Origin of the sequence: Streptomyces sp. NPDC093065, assembly GCF_044754585.1 — a bacterium.
Taxonomy (GTDB): Bacteria; Actinomycetota; Actinomycetes; order Streptomycetales; family Streptomycetaceae; genus Streptomyces.
Map to the genome: position 1 here is coordinate 82,938 of NZ_JBIVPJ010000010.1, position 20,889 is coordinate 103,826.

At 72.2% G+C, this 20,889-nt stretch carries 13 protein-coding genes; 4 read left to right on the plus strand and 9 right to left on the minus strand.

Annotation, left to right across the window (positions count from 1 at the left end):
- Positions 1-181: 181 nt before the first annotated feature.
- On the minus strand, positions 182-778 hold the full coding sequence (locus ACIQFU_RS19165) for a hypothetical protein (RefSeq protein ID WP_052838381.1): 597 nt from the start codon (positions 776-778) through the stop codon (positions 182-184).
- A gap of 671 nt (positions 779-1,449) precedes the next feature.
- On the opposite strand from ACIQFU_RS19165, the gene ACIQFU_RS19170 reads away from it, so the two are divergent.
- Both ACIQFU_RS19170 and ACIQFU_RS19175 read left to right on the plus strand, forming a co-directional pair.
- Positions 1,450-2,355, plus strand: coding sequence for an SAM-dependent methyltransferase (locus ACIQFU_RS19170; protein WP_402552912.1), 906 nt, complete (start codon positions 1,450-1,452; stop codon positions 2,353-2,355).
- A gap of 182 nt (positions 2,356-2,537) precedes the next feature.
- The gene (locus ACIQFU_RS19175; RefSeq protein WP_402552913.1) at positions 2,538-3,143 is read left to right on the plus strand and encodes a hypothetical protein; all 606 of its coding nucleotides are present in this window, start codon (positions 2,538-2,540) and stop codon (positions 3,141-3,143) included.
- A gap of 97 nt (positions 3,144-3,240) precedes the next feature.
- Here ACIQFU_RS19175 and ffh read toward each other — a convergent pair whose 3' ends face one another.
- The 5 genes from ffh to ACIQFU_RS19200 form a co-directional block, all read right to left on the minus strand.
- On the minus strand, positions 3,241-4,791 hold the full coding sequence (ffh, locus tag ACIQFU_RS19180; RefSeq protein WP_402552915.1) for a signal recognition particle protein: 1,551 nt from the start codon (positions 4,789-4,791) through the stop codon (positions 3,241-3,243).
- 159 nt (positions 4,792-4,950) lie between these two features.
- Positions 4,951-7,416: a [protein-PII] uridylyltransferase gene (locus ACIQFU_RS19185; RefSeq protein WP_402552917.1), complete on the minus strand. Its 2,466-nt coding sequence runs from the start codon at positions 7,414-7,416 to the stop codon at positions 4,951-4,953.
- Between the two features lie 26 nt (positions 7,417-7,442).
- Positions 7,443-7,781, minus strand: coding sequence for a P-II family nitrogen regulator (locus tag ACIQFU_RS19190; RefSeq protein ID WP_030402312.1), 339 nt, complete (start codon positions 7,779-7,781; stop codon positions 7,443-7,445).
- A complete protein-coding gene (locus ACIQFU_RS19195) occupies positions 7,778-9,124 on the minus strand; it encodes an ammonium transporter (protein WP_402552919.1) in 1,347 nt (448 codons plus the stop codon). Before ACIQFU_RS19195 ends, ACIQFU_RS19190 begins: the two co-directional genes overlap by 4 nt.
- 297 nt (positions 9,125-9,421) lie before the next feature.
- Positions 9,422-10,921 (minus strand): hypothetical protein, encoded by a 1,500-nt coding sequence (locus ACIQFU_RS19200; protein WP_402552920.1) that lies wholly within the window; start codon positions 10,919-10,921, stop codon positions 9,422-9,424.
- A gap of 445 nt (positions 10,922-11,366) precedes the next feature.
- Between ACIQFU_RS19200 and ACIQFU_RS19205 the strand changes: the two genes are divergently transcribed.
- Positions 11,367-12,038, plus strand: a complete 672-nt coding sequence (locus ACIQFU_RS19205; RefSeq protein ID WP_402552922.1) for a bifunctional DNA primase/polymerase — start codon at positions 11,367-11,369, stop codon at positions 12,036-12,038.
- Between the two features lie 432 nt (positions 12,039-12,470).
- On the opposite strand, the gene ftsY is transcribed toward ACIQFU_RS19205, so the two are convergent.
- A complete protein-coding gene (gene ftsY, locus ACIQFU_RS19210) occupies positions 12,471-13,679 on the minus strand; it encodes a signal recognition particle-docking protein FtsY (protein ID WP_402552924.1) in 1,209 nt (402 codons plus the stop codon).
- A gap of 184 nt (positions 13,680-13,863) precedes the next feature.
- Between ftsY and ACIQFU_RS19215 the strand changes: the two genes are divergently transcribed.
- Positions 13,864-15,315 (plus strand): cytosine permease, encoded by a 1,452-nt coding sequence (locus tag ACIQFU_RS19215; RefSeq protein WP_402552925.1) that lies wholly within the window; start codon positions 13,864-13,866, stop codon positions 15,313-15,315.
- 190 nt (positions 15,316-15,505) lie between these two features.
- Here ACIQFU_RS19215 and ACIQFU_RS19220 read toward each other — a convergent pair whose 3' ends face one another.
- A complete protein-coding gene (locus ACIQFU_RS19220; protein ID WP_402552927.1) occupies positions 15,506-16,924 on the minus strand; it encodes a sugar porter family MFS transporter in 1,419 nt (472 codons plus the stop codon).
- A 221-nt stretch (positions 16,925-17,145) separates the two neighbouring features.
- Positions 17,146-20,700, minus strand: a complete 3,555-nt coding sequence (gene smc / locus ACIQFU_RS19225) for a chromosome segregation protein SMC (protein ID WP_402552929.1) — start codon at positions 20,698-20,700, stop codon at positions 17,146-17,148.
- Positions 20,701-20,889 lie beyond the last annotated feature (189 nt).

Consider the following 20,889-nt stretch of genomic DNA (forward strand, 5'->3'; position numbering starts at 1 on the left):
CCGATGGACGCGTCAGCCGGAGGAGAGAGGGGTCCTGTGCGACTGTCGAGTACAGCTAGCCATTGTGCCACACGCGGGCAGGCCCGTCGGACCCAGGGCGCCGGGCCCGCCCCGCGGGCCGGCCACTCGGCTCGGACGACGGGCCCCGGCACCGGTCCGGCTGCCACGAGCAGCCGGACCGTCAGCTCACTCCCGCGCCGACCACCTCCGGGATGCGGAACGGCTTGCCGCAGCCGCCGCACATGATCGGGGCCTGGGCCAGCACCGACGGGACGACGCGCACGTTGCGCCCGCAGTCGCAGACGGCCTTCACGCGCACCCCTCCCCCGGAGGAGCCGTGCCGGGCGGCCGGACCGCGGAAGCTGCGGGCCGTGTCGGTCGCGGTGGCGACGGTATGGGCCTTCAGCGCGCGCTGGAGGCGTTCGATCGTCGGGCGGTAGCGGCGCTTCGCCTCGGGGGTGAGCGTGACCAGCGAGAAGCCGCTGCTGGGATGCGGCTCCTCGGGGTGGTCCAGGCCCAGCTCCTCGGCGATCGCGAGGAATCGGCGGTTGTGGTAGCGCCCCGCGCGGGAGGTGTCGCGTACTCCGCGCGCGGCGGCGATGCCGTGGACTGCCTCGTGAAGCAGTCGCTCGAAGGAGAGCTCGTGCCCGCAGGCGGACGACGACTCTCCGATCAGGGACTCGGGCGCGGCAAGATCGGGCAGCTCGGTGTGGTGCCGCTGAATGTCGGCCCACGCCTGCGCCAGCTCTGCGGCGAGAACAGGTGGTGTCGTGCTCACGTAATGACAACGAGCCGGGGGGCCGCTGTGTTCCTATTCCGGGGCATCCCAAATAATTTGCACGTACCAGTCAGTTGCCGCTGATGCGTCGCGACGAGGGCGGGTGCGCTGATCTGCGGAGAAGCCTCACAGCTCGTACCAAGCTGGTGCGTAGTCCGACGTACGCGCCGGCGCGTAGCCGCTGTCCACGCGCCGGAGTGCGTGCGGCCCGCGCGGGCGCAAGTGGCGTTTCGGTCGCTGTCGCGTCCGAGGGACGCCGCCCGAGCGGGCCCGTCGACGGATGCGACGTTACCGCGTGCGCCTCCGGCGTGCGGCACCGCCCCGCCTCGCGACGCGCCGGGACACCGCGCGACGGCCGCCGTACCGGCCGACCTTGGCCGGAACCGTCCCATCCGCCTCGCGGCCACCCACCGTCATCGCCCGGCGGCACGATCCGGCCAACCGGGCGAGGACACGGGACGGCGATACCCGGGGTACCACGCGGCCAGGCCCATGTTGCCGGGAAGTGAAATCTCGCCAGGGTGCCGGGGATCGGGCAAACCGGGCCCCGCTACCACTGGACGCCACGGCGAGCCCGGAGTTTCCTGGCATACGGGGGGAGTGCGAGCGCACTGCACGGGGGCCATGGAATCGGGCACGGCGGCAACACTCGGCGATTGGGGCGCTTTCCTATGACACCTACGCTCGTGCGGCAGCACTCGTCTCACGCGGGGGCGACACCTCACGTGGACCTGCGTGCACGCGCGCGTGACTGGTCCGAGATACAGGAGCGGATGCTCGTACCGCTCTACGAGGCCGTCTACGAGCGACTGGACGTGGGCGGCGACACCCGGATGCTGGGCCTGGGCTGCGGATCCGGTCTCGCGCTGTTGATGGCCGCCTCGCGCGGTGCCGCGGTGACCGGGGTCGACTCCCGCTCTCCCGAACTCCTGGCCCTGGCCCGCCGGCGCCTGCTGTCCGGGACGCCCGGGCAGTCGGCCGCGAGCGAAGGGCAGTGGCTGCCCGGTACGGACGGCACGCGCGCGCGTGCCGGCGCGCCGAGGATCGTCGAGGGCCCTCCCGAGGACACGGCGGATCCGACGGCGCCCGCGTTCACCCTGGTGACCGCCTTCGAGCCCACCGGGTGCCTCGCGGGCGACTCGGAGCGGCTCGGCGACCAGCTCGCCCGGGCGACACCGCTCGCCGCGCGGGGAGCGGCCGTGGTGCTGGCCGGCTGGGGTCCGCCCGAGCGGTGCGCCACGACGTCGGTGCTGCGGGTGGCCACCAAACTCTGCGACCCGCTGCGCGGCGCGGGGACCTGGCGCCCCGCCCTGCGCGACGACCTGGAGGAGGTCGCCCAGCGGGCCGGGCTGAGGCCGGACGGCTCGGGGCGGGTGGCGTGCCCCTTCGGCTACGCGGACACGGACAGCGCGGTGCGCGGACTGCTGTCGACCGGGCTCTTCGACGCGGCGGTCGCGGCGACCGACCGGGAACAGGTCGACAAGGAGCTGACGGAGGCCCTGCATCCCCATCAGCGGCCGGACGGAACCGTGTGGATGCCGAACGTGTTCCGCTACCTGATCGCCCGGGTGCGGTGACGACCGATTCCGGTCGAATACGCGCGACAGGTGACGGACGAGTGACGCGCTTTCTCCGATGCGAGTGTGAATGGCGCAAAGAAGGCGGTCCAGGGCTCGCGCGGTTTCCCCTGGTGGATCACGGGCCCCTACTCTGATCCACCGTTCGGGGGAACAGACACATCTGCATACAGGAGCCAGTAGTGCCGCACCACAAGACCGCACTGCGCCTCGCCGCGCCCGTCGCCGTCCTCGCCCTGGCCCTCACCGCCTGCGCGGGCGGGGACGACGACACCGACGCCGCCGCGAAGAACCCGGCGACCACCGGGGCATCGGCGTCGCCCGCCCGGCCCGCCTCGGGCGGCGACATGGCGAAGGGCGAGAGCGCGACGGGGAAGGTGGCGGAGGGCCCCGGCGAGGTCACATACGGGGTCGTGGCGCAGGAGGTCGAGGTGGGCACCGAGGCGGAGGCCGCGAAGGCGGTGGCCGACGCCGCGGACGCCAAGGGCAAGGTGCTGGCCACCGCGCACATCAAGTACACGCACAAGGGCGGCTCCGCGCTGACCGAGGGCTCCGACGTGCACGACGGCGCCACGGTCTTCGCCGACGGACGGCGCGGCGGAGTCCTCATCGGCGCCTCCGAGGACGCGCCCGGCTGCGAGGACCGGTACGACGTCGAGAGCTGGAAGCAGGGCGAGAGCCATGTCTTCTGCGAGACCTACGTGATCCCCGCCGAGGCCACCAGCGTCGAGGTCCACTGGTCCGAGGAGGACGGCGAGCCCTACGTCTGGAGGTTCCCGCAGAAATGACCTGCCGGGGCAGCCCCCTCCCGATCGAGGGGACTGCCCCGCTGTCCCGGCATTCCGGCACGGCACGCGCGTACGGAACGCCTGTACGGAACGCGCGTCAGCCCATGAACTTCTTGAACTCGTCCGGCAGCTCGAAGTCCTGACCGCCCTGCTGCGGCAGCCCGAGGGCGCCCCCGCCCTGCGCGGCGGCGGCGCGGCGGGCGGCCTCCTCCTGCTCCTGCTGCTTGCGCTTCATCGGGTTGCCGGAGCGCTGCTTGCCCTTGGCCTTCTTCTGCTGCTTCTTCTGCCGGCCGGGCCCGCCACCCATGCCGGGCATCCCCGGCATACCGGGCATGCCGCCGCCCTGGGCCATGCGGGACATCATCTTGCGGGCCTCGAAGAACCGCTCGACCAGACCCTTCACGGCGCTGACCTCGACACCCGAGCCCTTGGCGATACGGGCGCGGCGCGAGCCGTTGATGATCGTCGGCTCCTGACGCTCGGCCGGGGTCATCGACTTGATGATCGCGCCGACGCGGTCGACCTCGCGCTCGTCGAGATTGTTGATCTGGTCCTTCATCTGGCCCATGCCGGGCAGCATGCCGAGCAGCTTGCTGATGCTGCCCATCTTCCGGACCTGCTCCATCTGGGCCAGGAAGTCGTCCAGGGTGAAGTCCTGGCCCTTCTTGGACGCCAGCTTGGAGGCCATCTTCTCGGCCTCTTCCTGGCTGAACGTCTTCTCCGCCTGCTCGATCAGGGTGAGCAGGTCACCCATGTCGAGGATGCGGGAAGCCATCCGGTCCGGGTGGAAGGCGTCGAAGTCCTCGAGCTTCTCGCCGTTCGAGGCGAACATGATCGGCTTGCCGGTCACCGAGGCGATTGAGAGGGCCGCGCCACCGCGCGCGTCGCCGTCGAGCTTGGAGAGCACCACGCCGTCGAAGCCGACGCCGTCGCGGAAGGCCTCGGCGGTGTTGACCGCGTCCTGACCGATCATCGCGTCGACGACGAAGAGGATCTCGTCCGGTGAGACCGCGTCCCTGATGTCCGCGGCCTGCTGCATCAGCTCCTGGTCGATGCCCAGGCGGCCGGCGGTGTCGACGATGACCAGGTCGTGGACCTTGGTCTTGGCGAACTCGATGGAGTCCTTGGCGACCTTGACCGGGTCACCGACGCCGTTGCCCGGCTCGGGGGCGTAGACCGCGACACCGGCGCGCTCGGCGACGACGCTCAGCTGGTTGACGGCGTTGGGGCGCTGGAGGTCACAGGCGACCAGGAGCGGCGAGTGGCCCTGCTCCTTGAGCCAGCGGCCCAGCTTGCCCGCGAGCGTGGTCTTACCGGCACCCTGCAGACCCGCCAGCATGATCACGGTCGGCGGCTGCTTGGCGAAGCGCAGGCGGCGCGTCTCACCACCGAGGATGGTGATCAGTTCCTCATTGACCACCTTGACGATCTGTTGCGCCGGATTGAGCGCCTTGGAAACCTCGGCGCCGAGGGAGCGTTCCTTGACGCGCTTGATGAAGGCGCGGACGACGGGCAGCGCCACGTCGGCCTCAAGCAGCGCGATGCGGATCTCGCGGGCCGTGGCGTCGATGTCCGCCTCGGACAACCTGCCCTTGCCGCGGAGATTTTTGAAAGTCGCGCTAAGGCGGTCGGAGAGGGTGTCGAACACGGTGGCGTCGGTCCTCGGAGTCGGGGAAGTTTCGGGCTGCCCTCCAGGGTATCCGCCCCGACAAGCAATCCGTCCCCGCCCGTGGAACAGAGTGGGCGGGGACGGAACCCCGCGCGCGTGCGGGAGCACATCCGGTGAACGCACGAGCCGACCATGTGATCACGCCCGCAGCGACTCCTCCAGCCCCCGGGCCACCGACGCCGCCTCTTCCCCGGGCAACGGCGTGCCCTCGCCCCGCGTCACGTAGAACGCGTCCACCGCGTTCGCCCCCAGCGTCGACACGTGCGCGCTCCGCACCCGGACGCCCGCCGCCTCCAGGGCCCGCCCCAGCCGGAACAGCAGACCCGGCGCGTCCTGGGCGCGGACCTCGATCACCGTGGCCAGCCGGGACCCGGCAGGGGCGACGGTGACGCGGGGCGGGGGCGGCTCCACACCCCGGCGCCGGGGATGGGCGGCGTCGCGTTCGGCGAGGCGTCCGGCGATGTCCAGGGTGCCGTCCAGGGCCCTGACCAGGTCGGCACGGAGCCGGGCGGCCTGCGGCAGGGAACCGTACTGGGCGGCGACCCGCCAGTCGAGGAGCAGGACGGAGCCGTCGACGCCGTCCGGCAGCGGAAGGGACCGCAGTTCGGCGGTGCGCACGGTCAGCCGGTGCAGGGCCAGGACCCCGGCCACCGCGGGAAGCACGCCCGTCTGGTCGGGCACGGCGATGACCAGCTCCACGCCGAGCGGCTCGGAGCCGGTGGCGGCCGCCGCTCCCCCATCGGCCGGCGACTCCGTCTGCGCCCGCAGCGCCAGCACCGGACCGCCCGTACGGAATGCCTCGACCGCGAGCCGTTCCTGTTCGGCGGTGGGCGCGGCGGCCTCGGCCTCGGGCTGCGGCTCCCCCGCCAGCACCCCGGCGACCCGCTTCACCAGGTCGGCGACGAGGGAGCCGCGCCACGACGACCAGGCGGCCGGCCCGGTGGCCAGCGCGTCCGCCTCGGTCAGGGCGTGCAGCAGTTCCAGCGTCCGCTCCGTGCCGACCGCCTCCGCGACGGCGCGCACGGTGGCCGGGTCGTCGAGGTCGCGCCGGGTGGCGGTCTCCACGAGCAGGAGGTGGTGGCGTACGAGGGTGGCGAGGACGGCCGTGTCCGCGCGGTCGAAGCCGATGCGGGCGGCGACGTCCCGGGCAATGGTCTCCCCGGCCACGGAGTGGTCGCCGGGCCAGCCCTTGCCGATGTCGTGCAGCAGCGCGGCGACCAGCAGCAGGTCGGGGCGGTGCACGCGGCGGGTGAACCCGGCGGCGCGGACGGCGGTCTCGATCAGGTGCCGGTCGACGGTCCACAGGTGGACGGCGTTGCGCTGCGGGCGGCAGCGGACCCGTTCCCAGTCGGGCAGCAGCCGGGTGACCAGGCCCTCGGCCTCCAGTGCCTCCCAGACCTGCACCGTGGGCCGGCCCGAGCCGAGCAGGGTCACCAGTTGCTCACGCGCCTCGGCCGGCCAGGGCGTGGGCAGGGGGCGCGCGGTGGCCGCCAGGCGCCGTACGGCGTGCGGGGAGAGCGGGAGCCCGGCCTGCGCGGCGGCGGCCGCGGCGCGCAGCGGCAGTACGGGATCGCGCTCGGGGCGCGCGGTGCGGGCGAGCACCACCTCGCCGTCCTGCTCCACCACGCCCTCGGCGAGCGGGGAGCGCTCGGCGGCCGGTTTCCCGCCGTTCATCAGGGCGCGCAGCCGCGGCCGTACGGAACGCGCGCTCAGGACGCGCCCCACCTCGCGCCAGGTGACGTCGCCCGCGTAGGAGATGACGCGGGCCGCCTCGTACACCTGCCGCAGCAGCGCGTCGGCGTCCAGGAGGCCCAGTTCGGCCGCCACCTGGTCCTGTTCCTGGAGCGCCAGCCGGTCGGTGGCCCGGCCCGTCGCCAGGTGGAGGGCGTCGCGTACGTCGAGCAGTGCGCGCCGGGCGTCGGCGAGGCCCTCGCGCGGGGCGTCGGCGAGCCAGGAGGCGGCGACGGCGCGCAGGGCGGTGGCGTCGCGCAGGCCGCCCCTGGCCTCCTTGAGGTCGGGTTCCAGCAGGAACCGCAGCTCGCCCTGGCGTTCGGCGCGCTCGGCGCACAGGTCACGGAGCTCGGGGAGGCGTTTGGGGGCCTGGTTGCGCCAGTCGGCGAGGACTGCGGTGCGCAGGGAGGTGGTCAGGCCGAGGTCTCCGGCGAGGTGGCGGGCGTCCAGGAGACCGAGGTGGACCTTCACGTCCTCGCCCGCCGTCTTCCGGGCCTGTTGCGGGGTGCGGACGGAGTGGTCGAGGTCGAGGCCGAGGTCCCAGACCGGGTACCAGAGACGGTCGGCGAGGGCGGCGACGGCCTTGTCGTCCCGGCCGTCGTGCAGGAGGAGCAGGTCCAGGTCGCTGCGCGGGGACAGCTCGCCGCGTCCGTAGCCGCCGACCGCGACGAGCGCCACACCCGCGTGGCCCTCGGCGCGTGATCCGGTGCCCGCGTCGAAGAGGCCCGCCAGCCAGTCGTCGGTCAGTCCGGCCAGCGCCCTGCGGCGGGGCGGCCCGGACCGCGCCCCCTCGGTGAGGAGACGCAGCCGGGCCGCCGCGTAGCCGCCGGGTCCCGAGTTCTCCGTTTCTCGCGTCACGTCCGTACTCGCCACCCGGCGACTCCTGTTCGTTGGTCGTGTCAGAGCGCGTCGGGTCCGCGCTCACCGGTCCTGACCCGTACGGCCGTGTCGACCGGGACCGCCCAGACCTTGCCGTCGCCGATCTTGCCGGTGCGGGCCGCCTTGACCACGACGTCGATCAGCTGCTCGGCGTCGTCGTCCTCGGCCAGGACCTCGATGCGGATCTTGGGCACCAGGTCGACGGTGTACTCGGCACCCCGGTAGACCTCGGTGTGTCCGCGCTGGCGGCCGTAGCCGCTGGCCTCGGTGACGGTCAGGCCGTGGACCCCGAAGGCCTGGAGGGCCTCCTTGATCTCGTCGAGCCGGTGCGGCTTGACGACGGCGGTGATGAGCTTCATGCGTCCACCTTCTTGCTCGTGGCCGACGCGGCCGTGGAGGCGGCCGGCGTGGCGGTCGTCCGGGCGGCACCGCCGCCGGCGCCGCTGAAGTCGTATGCGGTCTCGGCGTGCTCGGCCTGGTCGATGCCGGCCACCTCGACGTCCTCCGGCACGCGCATGCCGATCGTCCTGTCCAGCAGGAAGGCGAGGACCGCGGAGGCCACCAGGGAGTAGGCGAGGACGCCGAAGACGCCCGCGCACTGCTTCCAGAACTGGTCGAGGCCGCCGCCGTAGAAGAGGCCCTCGACGTCGGACTGGCCCTTGCCGCTGGCGAAGAAGCCGATGAGCAGCGAGCCGAGGATGCCGCCGACGAGGTGGACGCCGACCACGTCGAGGGAGTCGTCGTAGCCGAACCGGTACTTCAGACCCACGGCCATGGCGCAGACCACGCCGGCGATCAGGCCGACCGCGATGGCGCCGAGCGGGGAGACGGCACCGCCGGCCGGAGTGATGGCGACCAGGCCGGAGACGGCGCCGGAGGCCGCGCCCAGGGTGGTGAAGGCGCCGTGCCGGATCTTCTCGTAGGCGAGCCAGCCGAGGATCGCGGCGCCGGTGGCGACCTGGGTGTTGACGAACATCAGCGCGCCGACGCCGTCGTCGTTGCCGAGCCAGGACCCGGCGTTGAAGCCGAACCAGCCGAACCACAGCAGCCCGGCGCCGAGCATGACCAGCGGGAGGCTGTGCGGGCGCATCGGGTCCTTCTTGAAGCCGACCCGCTTGCCGATGACGAGGATCACGCCGAGCGCGGCGGCACCGGCGTTGATGTGCACGGCCGTGCCGCCCGCGAAGTCGATCACGCCGAGTTCGAAGGCCCAGCCGCCGGCGCCCCAGACCCAGTGGGCGACGGGGAAGTAGACGACGGTGGCCCACAGGGCGATGAACAGGGCCCAGGCCGTGAACTTCACGCGGTCCGCGAGGGCGCCGCTGATCAGGGCGGGGGTGAGGACGGCGAACATCAGCTGGAAGACCAGGAACACGAAGACGGGGATGGTCGTCCCGTCCCACAGCTCGGTCGGACCGATGTCGCCGAGTCCGATCCAGTCGGAGTTCCAGCCGACGACGCTGCCGGAGTCGGTGCCGAACGCCATGGAGAAGCCGTAGAGCACCCACAGGACGGTGACGATGCCGAGGCTGATGAAGCTCATCATCAGCATGTTCAGGGTGCTTTTGACGCGGACCATGCCTCCGTAGAAGAAGGCCAGGGCCGGCGTCATTAGCATCACCAGGGCGGAGCAGATGAGCATGAAGCCCGTGTTGGCGGCAGAGAGCTCGGTCTCCGCGGCGAGCGTGACGGCTGGAGCCATCGGCGTCTCCTCGTCGTTGGTACGGCCCCGTGCGGGCGAAGCCGGGCGGGCGGGCGGTGAGGGGTGGGCCGGTTATTCGCCATGAGATTGGCGCAGCGCGGTTTCGGTGGAAGCCCCTCGTTGTTTCGCCGCCGTGACGAAGGCGCGGTGCGTGTTACGCGTGGATGAACGGGGTTTCGCGGGTCGGGCCACTGACGCAAGAGACAGACCGGCCGCGGCGGCCTCCGAATGACCTGGCATGGGGGAGCCGAGTCGGGCAGTTCGGGAGGGCCGGCCGCGGCCGGGGATGGTGGGGGTTCAGACCGCCTCGGCGGTCTCCGGCAACTCGACGGCGAGGCGCTCGGTGAGGTCGACGACCTCGCCCAGGTCGCCGAAATCGCGTACGGCCGTGTCGACGGTCTTGCGGATGCGGGTGTTGACGCGTTCGGAGCGGACCTTCTTGGCGATGCCCATGGCCTCCATGGCCACGACGGTGCTCTCCTCGGGTTCGCGGCGCAGCAGGTGCACGGTGGCCATGCCGATCAGGTTGAGCGCGTAGGAACGCTGGTGTTCCTCGTCCTTGGCGAACAGCTCCACGGCCCGGCGCATCAGGGGGTCGGCGAGGGAGGCGTAGGTGGGGCTGCGGCCTGCCACGTAGGCGAGGTCGCGGAAGGAGTGGCTGTTCTCGCCGTACAGCTCGGCCTCGGAGAAGAAGCGGATCCAGTCGGGGTCGGGCTCGTCCCACTCGTCGGCCTCGGCGAAGATGTCCTCCGCCATGCGCACCGCGCGCTTGGTGCGGCCGGGCTGGCCCATGTTGGCGTAGGCGCGGGCCTCCATCGCGTACAGCATCGACTGGGTGCGGGGGCCGGCGCAGTCCCGGCTGCCGTACTGCGCGAGGTGGATCAGCTCCAGGGCGTCGTCGGGCCGGCCGAGGTGGATCATCTGGCGGCTCATGCTGGAGAGGATGTACGAGCCGAGCGGCCGGTCCCCCGCCTCCTTGGCGGCGTGCAGGGCGAGTACGAAGTACTTCTGGGCGGTGGGCTGGAGCCCCACGTCGTACGACATCCAGCCGGCCAGCTCGGCCAGCTCGGCGGCGACCTTGAAGAGCTTGGCGCGGGTGGTCTCCGTCTGGGGTTCCTGGAGCAGGTCGGTGACCTCGTGCAGCTGGCCGACCACGGCCTTGCGGCGCAGCCCGCCGCCGCACTGGGCGTCCCAGCGGCGGAACATCACGGCCGTGGACTCCAGCAGCTCCAGCTCCGGCCTGGACAGGCGGCCGCGCGCGCGGGAGGCGGGGGGCGCCGACTCGCGTTCCGCCGACGGTCCGGCGGAGGGCGTGGGGACGAGCCAGCGCTGCATGGGTTCGATGAGGGACGGGCCCGCGGAGAGGGCCAGCGAGCTCCCGAGGAAGCCGCGCCGCGCCAGCATGAGGTCGCTGCGCGAGAACTCGCTGAGCAGGGCCACGGTCTGCGGGCCCGTCCAGGGGAGGTCGACGCCGGTCGCGGAGGGCGTGGGGCGGGTGGAACGCAGGCCCAGGTCCTCGACGGAGACGACGACGCCGAAACGCTCGGAGAACAGCTCGGACAGGATCCGCGGGATCGGCTCGCGCGGGTTCTCCCCGTCGAGCCAGCGGCGCACGCGGGAGGTGTCGGTGGAGATGTGGTTGGCGCCCAGCTGGCGGGCCCGGCGGTTGACCTGGCGGGCCAGCTCGCCCTTGGACCACCCGCTGCGGGCGAACCAGGAGGTGAGCAGCTCGTTCGGGCGCTTGTCGGCGTGCGACGCGCTCCCCGCGCTCGTACCGCTTCCGCCGTTGCCACTCACTGGAACGCCCCCATCCCTGAGACCACCTGTCGCCGAGTGCGCCAAGCCCTATCAGAATGCCGGTGATTGCGGCCCGCCGTCCGGTGGTTGGCACCCTTCGAACGGAGGACCGGGTTGCCTCCGGCATACCCACAAGTGCATGTGCCCCAAGGCTCCATGCACACAAAGTAGTCCCGCGATCACTCGTTCAGCCATGGCGATTGCGGAATCGCCACCATTCGCCACCCCTTCGAATGAACTCGCGGTGGCCGGGACGCGATTCACTTGACATAGGCCAACCAGGCGCCGGTGCAACGGTGCACACCGGGGCGTGCGCGGCCGGACGCACCACCCGGAGTGCTTCGGGACGCTGTCTGAACCGCGTCGGACTGGGGAGTTGGAAGCAGAGAGTCACGATTCACGTCCGTTGCGTAACCGTCGCTGCGTCGGACCCGTTGGAGGGGGCATGGGCTTCACGATCGGCATCGGCAGCAGTCGGGGCATGCGCGAGATCAGGTCCGGCGCGCGCCGCCGCGGCCGTGCCTCGGAGTGCACCGTCGTGGCCGAGTTCACCGGCTTGTGGGCCTGGGACGTGGTCCCGGGCGCCCGGACCGCCGCCGGCGCCTGCTCCTGCGGCCTGCCCGACTGCCCGGCGCCGGGCGCGCACCCCCTGGACTTCGCGCCCGAGGTTCCCGCCGGAGCGCGGCTCGACGAGGCGAGCGAGGCGTGGGGTCGGTTTCCGGGCGCCGCGGTGATGCTGGCGGTCGGGCGGACCTTCGACGTGATCGAGGTGGCCGAGCCCGCCGGCCTGCGGGCGCTGGCCCGGCTGGAGCGCATGGGCCTCCCGCTCGGCCCGGTCGCGGCGACGCCGCAGGGCCGCGCCCAGTTCTTCGTCGCGCCGGGCGCCGCCGCCGAGCTGCCCCGGCTGCTGTACCGCACGGGCTGGGACGACCCGTCCGCCCTCGACCTGCGCGGCCTCGGCCCGGGTACGTACATCACGGCCCCGCCCTCCGACCGTGGCGGCCTGGGTCCGGTGCGCTGGCTGCGGCCCCCGGTCCTCGACTCGGCCACGAAGCCGCCGGCGGCCCGGCTGCTCCTGGGGACGCTCGCCTACGTGGCCCACCGCTCCCGGGCGTAGGCGCCGGCCCGGCCGCCACACCGTCCGCGCCCGGGAGCACCGCACGCGAAAGTGCCGGGCTTCCCGCTTCCGCCCGGGGTGGGCTCTCCTCCCACAGCCGCCCCGCGCCTCCGGGCGCCCGCCACCCGGCGCAGCAGCACGCACCTCGTCACACCCCGCACCTCGGCCGTCGGCACGTCCGAGCGCCGACGCCGCCCCGCGCGTCCGCCCCCGCACCGCCTCCGTACACCCGTGCCACGGCACACGCCGACCCCGCCGCCGGAGTCACCGGCCCCGGCGGCCCGCACCGTCCCCTCGCACGCCCGCACCATCCCCTCGCACGCCCGCGGGTCGCCGGGACCGCCCACCACACGGCGAAGCGCCCGTCCCCCGTCGGGGAGGCGGGCGCTTCTCGCACGTGGCATGCGGGGCGCGGGGCACCGTCAGGCGGCGTCACTCGCCGATGAGGGCATCCACGAAGGCGGCGGGCTCGAACGGCGCCAGGTCGTCCGCACCCTCGCCGAGCCCGATCAGCTTGACCGGCACGCCCAGCTCGCGCTGCACGGCGACCACGATGCCGCCCTTGGCCGTGCCGTCCAGCTTGGTGAGCACGATGCCGGTGATGTCCACGACCTCGGCGAAGACCCGGGCCTGGATCAGACCGTTCTGACCGGTGGTGGCGTCGAGCACGAGCAGCACCTCGTCCAGCGGCGCGTGCTTCTCCACGACGCGCTTCACCTTGCCCAGCTCGTCCATGAGGCCGGTCTTGGTGTGCAGGCGGCCGGCGGTGTCGATGAGCACGACGTCCGAGCCGGTCTCCTTGCCCTCCTTGACCGCGTCGAAGGCCACGGAGGCCGGGTCGCCGGCCTCCGGCCCGCGCACGGTGTGGGCGCCGACCCGCTCGCCCCAGGTCTGCAACTGGTCGGCGGCGGCGGCGCGGAAGGTGTCGGCGGCACCGAGGACGACGCTGCGACCGTCGGCCACCAGGACGCGGGCGAGCTTGCCGGTGGTGGTGGTCTTACCGGTGCCGTTGACCCCGACGACCATCACGATGCCGGGCTTGCCGGTGGCGGGCTCGGTCCTGACCTCGCGGTCCATGTCGGGGCCGACGAGGTTGATCAGCTCCTCGCGCAGCAGGCCGCGCAGCTCCTCGGGGGTGCGGGTGCCGAGCACCTTCACCCGTTCACGCAGCCGCTCGACCAGCTCCTGGGTGGGCTGCACACCGACGTCGGCGGTGAGCAGCGTGTCCTCGATCTCCTCCCAGGTGTCGTCGTCGAGGTGCTCCCGCGACAGCAGGGTCAGCAGGCCCTTGCCGAGGGCGTTCTGCGAGCGGGAGAGGCGGGCACGGAGCCGGACCAGTCGGCCGGCGGTGGGCTCGGGAACCTCGATCTGCGGGATCTCGAGCTCTTCGACGACGGGCGGCTCCTCGACGGTGGCGGTGCCGCCGTCCGGGAGGTCGACCTCCTCTATCGTCCGGCGCGTTTCGTCGCGCGGCGTCTCGGCCTCTTCGCCGACGTGCGGCTCGGCCGGAGGGGCGGTGATGTCGGGCGTGGCGGGGGGCGGCTCGGGCAGCTGCTTCTTGCGGCGGCTGCCGACGACCAGCCCGCCGAGCGCGCCGATCACGACCACGGCGATGACTACAGCAAGGATGACGATTTCCATAACGCGTCCAGTATGCGTGACCCCCGGCACGGCTCCCCGCTGTCGGCTCCTCGTGGTTTCGTCCGAAGGACAAAGGCCCCTGGAAGGAACGAGTCGGAGCAAAGTACGATGGAGAAGGCCGCGTCAACGCGCGTAGAGTCCCGACCGCCCCCTCTTCCCCACGATCGAGGCACGGACCCCCCACATGAGCAAGACCGCCGAGAACGAAGGCGCCCTGGAAACCCGTGGCATCGAGCAGGTGCCCGACCACGAGCGCACCGCCCGGACCCGCGAGCTGTTCCCCACCTGGGTCGGCGCCAACATCAGCGTGCTGCTGCTCACGATGGGCGCGAGCCTCGTCGTGGCCTACCGGCTCAACTTCTGGCAGGCCCTGGTCGTCGCGGCCGCCGCGCCCGTCGTGTCGTACGGCCTGGTCGGTCTGATCGGCATCGCCGGCAAGCGGGGCGGGGCTCCCGGTATGGCGCTGTCCCGTGCCGTGTTCGGGCAGCGGGGCAATCTGCTGCCCGGCTCGCTGATCTGGGTCGCCCGCTGGGGCTGGGAGACGATCAACGCGGTGACCGGCGCCTATGCCCTGCTCACCGTGCTGGACATCGTCTTCGGCATCCGGGCGAACAGCGCGCTGGACATGGTGACGCTGCTCGCCTTCGTCGCGGCGACGTTCGCGATCTCCGGTCTGGGCATCAACGCCGTGCAGAAGTGCAACAAGTACGCGACGTACCTCTTCGGCGCCTTCTCGGTGCTGGTGCTGGGCTACCTGATCGTCGACACGGACTGGTCCGCCGTCTTCGGCCGGTCCGCCGGTTCGGCGGCCGCGATGATCACGGGCGTGGGTCTGATCGCGGCCGGTGGCGTCAGCTGGATCCCGTCCGCTCCCGACTTCACCCGGTACCTGCCGCGTACGGCCTCCTCGAAGGGGATCGTGGGCGTCACGGTCGGCGGTGCCGGCATCGTCGTACTGCCCATGGTCCTGATGGGTGTGATCATGGCCGTCTCCACGCCGGACCTGGCCTCGGCCGCCGACCCGGTCTCCTTCCTCGGCGAGATCCTGCCCACCTGGATCGCGGTGCCGTATCTGCTGATCGCGCTGATCGGCATGCTGCTGATCAACTCGATGTCGATGTATTCGGCCGGTTTCACCGCGCAGACCCTGGGTTTCAAGGTCCCGCGGCACTGGGCGGTCTCGGTCAACGCCGTGATCTCGCTGGTCTTCGGCGGTGTGCTGATGCTTGCGGCGACCAGCTTCATGGGCTCCTTCATCGCCTTCCTGTCGCTGCTCGCGGTCGCGTTCTCCGCCTGGGTCGGCGTGTTCGGCGCGGACATGCTGCGCGGCAGGGAGTACGACGGCGCGGCCCTGGCCGACACCGGCCGCACCAGTGCCTACTGGTACCGCGGCGGCTTCTCCCCCGCCGCCGTCGCCGCCTGGGCGGTGGGCCTGGGCGCCGGTCTGATGTTCACCACGTCCGACTGGTTCACCGGCCCCCTCGCCACGAACAACTTCGTCGGCGAGTACGGACTGGGCTGGGTGGCCACGGTCGTGATCTCCGCCCTGCTGTACGCGGTGCTGCCGAAGCCGGCGCTGGTCGTTCCCGCGGCGCGTGCGGAGCGGGCCGGGCAGCCCGCGGCCGTGACCGTCTGACGTAGGCCGAACGGCTGCCCTGCGCGCCCGGCGCGCCAGCGCCCACGTCCTCGTCCTCGTCCTCGTCCGATGACCAAGGCACGGCACACCGCCGCCCCGCCCTGAGGGTGACCGGGCGGGGCGGCGGACGGTGCGGGGAGAGGGGCAGCGGGGACTTGGCCCTCCTCCCCGGGTTCGGGGCGGGCGGGGGTCAGCCCATCTCCTCCAGGGCCTTGCCCTTGGTCTCCTTCACGAACTTGAGCACGAAGGGGATGGAGAGCGCGGCGAAGATCGTGTAGATCACGTAGGTGCCGGAGAGGTTCCAGTCGGCCAGCGACGGGAAGCTCGCGGTGATGGCCCAGTTGGCGATCCACTGCGCGGAGGCGGCCACGCCCAGGGCGGCGGCGCGGATGCGGTTGGGGAACATCTCGCCGAGGAAGACCCAGACGACCACGCCCCAGGAGAGGGCGAAGAAGAGGACGAAGAAGTGGGCGGCGATCAGGGCGACCCAGCCCTGGGTGGCCGGGAGCTTGCCGTCGACCAGGTCGAAGGAGAAGGCCCACGCCTCCAGCGCCAGACCGATCACCATGCCGACCGAGCCGATCAGGGCGAGCGGCTTGCGGCCGATACGGTCCACGAAGATCATCGCGATCACGGTGCCGACGATGTTGATGATCGACGTCGTGAACGAGTAGAAGAAGGAGTCCGCCGGGTTGACGCCGACCGACTGCCACAGCGTCGAGGAGTAGTAGAACGCGACGTTGATGCCGACGAACTGCTGGAAGACGGACAGGCCGATACCGATCCAGACGATCGGCTTGAAGAAGAAGCTGCCGCCCAGGAGGTCCTTGAAGGAGGACTTCTCCTCGCTGTGCATGGCGTGCTCGATCTCGTCGACCCGGGCGTCGAAGTCCACGTTCCTGCCCTCGACCTCTTCGAGGATCCGCTTGGCGCGCTCGCGCTTGCCGACGGAGATCAGGAAGCGGGGCGACTCGGGGATGGCGAAGGACAGCAGGCCGTAGAGGACCGCCGGGATCACCATGACGCCGAGCATGACCTGCCAGGCCTCCAGGCCCATCAGCTCACCGCGCTGGTCGCCGCCGGCGGCGTTCAGCAGGCCCCAGTTGACCAGCTGCGAGACGGCGATGCCGATGACGATCGCGGCCTGCTGGAAGGAGCCGAGCCGGCCGCGGTAGGCGGGCGGGGAGACCTCGGCGATGTAGGCGGGGCCGATCACCGAGGCCATGCCGATGGCGAAGCCGCCGATGATGCGCCACATGGCGAGGTCCCACAGTGCGAAGGGCAGTGCGGAGCCGATGGCGCTGACGGTGAAGAGGACGGCGGCGATCTGCATGCAGCGGATGCGGCCGATGCGGTCGGCGATGCGGCCGGCGGTCGCGGCGCCGATGGCGCAGCCGATCAGCGCGACGGCGATGACCTGGGCCAGCACCGCGGAGCCGACGTCGTAGCGGTCCCGGATGGCCTCGACGGCGCCGTTGATCACGGAACTGTCGTAGCCGAACAGGAAACCGCCCATCGCGGCCGCCGCCGCGATGAAGATGACGTGCCCGAGATGATCGGGGTGAGCCGTCCCGGCTCCTGGACTGGGTGCCTGCGATGTGCTGGCCACGTGTACTCCTCGGGCTACCGGCAACGCTGCCGGGGCGGTTCACCCTTCGAGGTACCACTGAAGGGACCTGAAGGTAAAAGCAACGTTGCAGAGACTATGCCTTCAAGTTTCGAAGTCAATAGGGCGGAAGGTGTGAGTCTGGGGGCATTCAAGGGGGCCTCCTGTTCAAGAGTTGAAGTCAACTGTGGTCGAACTGAGTGGTCTCGGACCGTGTTCTCGACCTAGCGCAGCCGCTGGCTGATGACCTTCGACACACCGTCGCCCTGCATGGACACGCCGTAGAGGGCGTCGGCGACCTCCATCGTGCGCTTCTGGTGCGTGATGACGATCAGCTGCGAGGCTTCCTGCAGCTCCTGCATGATCCGGATCAGCCGCTGGAGGTTGGTGTCGTCGAGCGCCGCCTCCACCTCGTCCATCACGTAGAACGGGCTCGGCCGGGCCTTGAAGATCGACACCAGCATCGCCACCGCGGTCAGCGAGCGCTCCCCGCCGGAGAGCAGCGACAGCCTCTTGACCTTCTTGCCCGGGGGCCGGGCCTCGACGTCCACGCCCGTGGTGAGCATGTTGTCGGGGTCGGTCAGGATCAGCCGCCCCTCACCGCCCGGGAACAGCCGGCCGAAGACACCCTCGAACTCGCGAGCCGTGTCCCGGAAGGCCTCCGTGAAGACCTGCTCGACGCGCTCGTCGACCTCCTTGACGACCTGGAGCAGGTCGGCGCGGGTCTTCTTCAGGTCCTCCAGCTGCTCGCTGAGGAACTGGTGCCGTTCCTCCAGCGCCGCGAACTCCTCCAGCGCCAGCGGGTTGACCTTGCCGAGCTGCTGGTAGGCGCGCTCGGCGGCCTTCAGCCGCTTCTCCTGCTCGGCGCGGACGAAGGGCCGCGGGCGGTTTCGCGGGTGCTCCGGGTCGGCGGGGAGCTCTTCGCCGTCGGCGGGGGGCGAGGGCGGCACCTCTTGATGGGGGCCGTACTCGGCCGCGAGCCCCGCCGGTTCCACACCGAGTTCCTCCAGCGCCTTGGTCTCCAGCTGCTCGATGCGCAGCCGCTTCTCGGCGCCGAGTACCTCGCCCCGGTGAACTGAATCCGTCAACTTGTCCAGCTCCGCCTTGAGGTCGCGCCCTGCGGTGCGCGCGGCGGTCAGTTCCTGCTCGCGCCGGGCCTTGGCGGCCTCGGCGAGGGTGCGCTCCTCGTCGGCGCGGGTCAGCGAGACCTCCACATGGGCGAGCAGCTGCCGGGCGCCGGTGGCGACCGCCCCGGCGACGGCCGCCTCGTGCCGCAGCCTGGCCCGCCGCTGCTCGGCACGCGCGCGTGCCTCGCGTTCGGCGCGGGCGGCACGGTCAAGGGAGTCGGCCCGGCCGGCGAGCCCCTTGACCCGCTCCTCGTGGGTACGGACCTGGAGGCGGGCCTCCATCTCGGTCTGGCGGGCGTTGGCCCCGTCGGCGGCGAGCCGGTCACGGGCGGCGGTGTCGGGCTCCTCCTCCACCGGCATTTCCTCGGCGACCGCCAGCCGCTCGGCCAGCTCCTCGACCTCCGTGAGCGCCTTGTCCAGCGCCTCCTGCGCCCGGGCGGCAGCCGCGGCGGACCGTTCCGCCTCTCCGGCCGCGCCGCGCGCCTGGCCCGCGAGCCGCCCCAGCTGCTGGGCGACGGACGACTTCTCCCGGTCGGCGGCCCGGCGCCGCTCCCCCAGCTCCTCGACGAGCGCGGCACACTCCCGGCGCCGCGCCACGGCCGCGTCCTGCGCCTCCGCCAGCTCCTCGCACCGCGTGCTCAGCTCCGCCAGCTCGGCGGCGGCCTGGTCCACGGACGCCTGCACCTCAAGGAGGCTGGGCGCCCCGGCGGACCCGCCGTGCGCGAAGTGGGCGCCCAGCAGATCGCCCTCGGCGGTGACGGCGGTCAGTCCGGGGCGGGCGTAGACCAGGTCCTCGGCGTCCTCCAGGGTGGCCACGACGACGATCCCCCGCAGCAGCCGCCGTACGGCGGGCATCAGGTCGGCCGGCCCGCGGACCAGGTCGGCGGCGTACGGCGGTCCGTCGTCGCGCGGCTCGTGCGGTACGTCGTCGGGGGCGCCCGCGAGCAGCAGGGCGGCGCGGCCCGCGTCCTGCTTGCGCAGCAGGCGGATGGCGTCGGCGGCGGCCGCGGGAGAGGTCACCGCGAGGGCGTCGGCGGCGGCGCCGAAGGCGGTGGCGAGCGCCGCCTCGTGGCCCGGCGTCACGGTGAGGAGCCCGGCGGCGGGGCCGAGCAGTCCGGTGAGCCGGTCCTTGGCGGCCAGCAGCGCGCCGGTGCCGTCCTTGCGGCGCAGTCCGAGGGCGAGGGCCTCGTGCCGGGCCCGGGTGGCGGCGCGTTCGCGCTCCGCCGCGGTGGCCGCCTCCCGGGCGGCGCTCAGCGCGGCCTCCGCCTCGGTCAGCTGCCGCTTGGCCGCTTCGTGCCGCTCGGCGAGTTCCCGGTCGCCGGCGTCGAGTCCGTCGACCTCGGCCTGAAGGGTTTCGTACTCCTCCTGGGCCGCGGCGGCCCGCTCCCGCGACTCGTCGCGGGCTTCGGCCAGCCGCTCGATCTCGGCCTGGGCGGAGGCGGCGCGGGAGCGGGCGGCACCGACCTGGCCGCCCAGCCGGGCGAGCCCTTCACGGCGGTCGGCGATGGCGCGGGCGGCGTCCTTGAGGCGGCGCTCCTCCAGGGCCAGTTCGCGTTCGAGGTCGGCACGGTGGGCGGCGGTGTCCTCCAGGGCGTGTTCGGCCGCCTCCAGGGCAGCTTCGAGTTCGGCCTCCTGCTCCCGGACGCGGGCTGCCTCGCGCTCCAGTTCCTCGGGGTCGCGGCCCCGTCGCTCCTCGGGCGGCGCGGAGGTGGCGCTCTTCACACGCGCGTCGGCCAGCGAGATCGTGCCGCGCACGCGTTCGGCGAGCTGGGACAGCTCGTACCAGGTCTGCTGGGCGCGCTGGAGGCGCGGGGTGAGCCGGCGCACCTCGTCCTCCAGGTCCGCCTCCCGGCGCAGCGCCTTGCCCAGCTCCCGCTCGGCGGCCTCCTTGCGCTCCTTGAGGGCGGCCTCGTCGGCGATCTCGGCCTGGAGCGCCTCACGCATCCGTACGAGGTCGTCGGCGAGGAGCCGGAGCCGGGCGTCGCGGAGGTCGGCCTGGATGACGGCGGCCCTGCGGGCGACGGCGGCCTGGCGTCCGAGGGGCTTGAGCTGGCGCCGCAGCTCGTCGGTGAGGTCCTGGACCCGCGCGAGGTTGGCCTGCATCGCGTCCAGCTTCCGCAGCGCCTTCTCCTTGCGCTTGCGGTGCTTGAGGACGCCGGCGGCCTCCTCGATGAAGGCGCGGCGCCCCATCGGGTCGGCGTGCAGGACGGAGTCGAGCTGGCCCTGTCCGACGATGACGTGCATCTCGCGGCCGATGCCGGAGTCGGAGAGCAGTTCCTGGATGTCGAGGAGGCGGCAGGTGTCGCCGTTGATCTGGTACTCGCTGCCGCCGTTGCGGAACATGATCCGCGTGATGGTGACCTCGGCGTACTCGATGGGCAGGGCCCCGTCGGAGTTGTCGATGGTCAGCGACACCTCGGCCCGGCCGAGCGGCGGGCGGCCGGTGGTGCCGGCGAAGATGACGTCCTCCATCTTGCCGCCGCGCAGCGACTTGGCGCCCTGTTCGCCCATGACCCAGCTGAGCGCGTCGACGACGTTGGACTTGCCCGAGCCGTTCGGTCCGACGACGCAGGTGATGCCCGGCTCGAACCGGAGCGTGGTCGCCGAGGCGAACGACTTGAATCCGCGGAGGGTCAGGGCCTTCAGGTGCACGCCGTCGGACTCTACCTTTCGGGTCTGTCTCACTCCATGAACCGGTGAACGCCCGCGGTTTCACCGGTGAACGTGCAGGGCACATCAGACGTTGAAGAGGGTGAAAGGTTGCGCGGGGCAGGGACGGGCCGGGACAGGGGGCGGGAAAAGAAAGAAGGGACGCCGAAGCGTCCCTTGCAGACTCTGACA

What these genes read in the sequence shown, in the direction of transcription:
- ACIQFU_RS19170 (WP_402552912.1), top strand. Translation starts at nt 1,450, where the DNA reads ATGACACCTACGCTCGTGCGGCAGCACTCGTCTCACGCGGGGGCGACA.
- ACIQFU_RS19190 (WP_030402312.1), bottom strand. Translation starts at nt 7,781, where the DNA reads ATGAAGCTCATCACCGCCGTCGTCAAGCCGCACCGGCTCGACGAGATC.
- ACIQFU_RS19195 (WP_402552919.1), bottom strand. Translation starts at nt 9,124, where the DNA reads ATGGCTCCAGCCGTCACGCTCGCCGCGGAGACCGAGCTCTCTGCCGCC.
- ACIQFU_RS19205 (WP_402552922.1), top strand. Translation starts at nt 11,367, where the DNA reads ATGGGCTTCACGATCGGCATCGGCAGCAGTCGGGGCATGCGCGAGATC.
- ftsY (WP_402552924.1), bottom strand. Translation starts at nt 13,679, where the DNA reads ATGGAAATCGTCATCCTTGCTGTAGTCATCGCCGTGGTCGTGATCGGC.
- ACIQFU_RS19215 (WP_402552925.1), top strand. Translation starts at nt 13,864, where the DNA reads ATGAGCAAGACCGCCGAGAACGAAGGCGCCCTGGAAACCCGTGGCATC.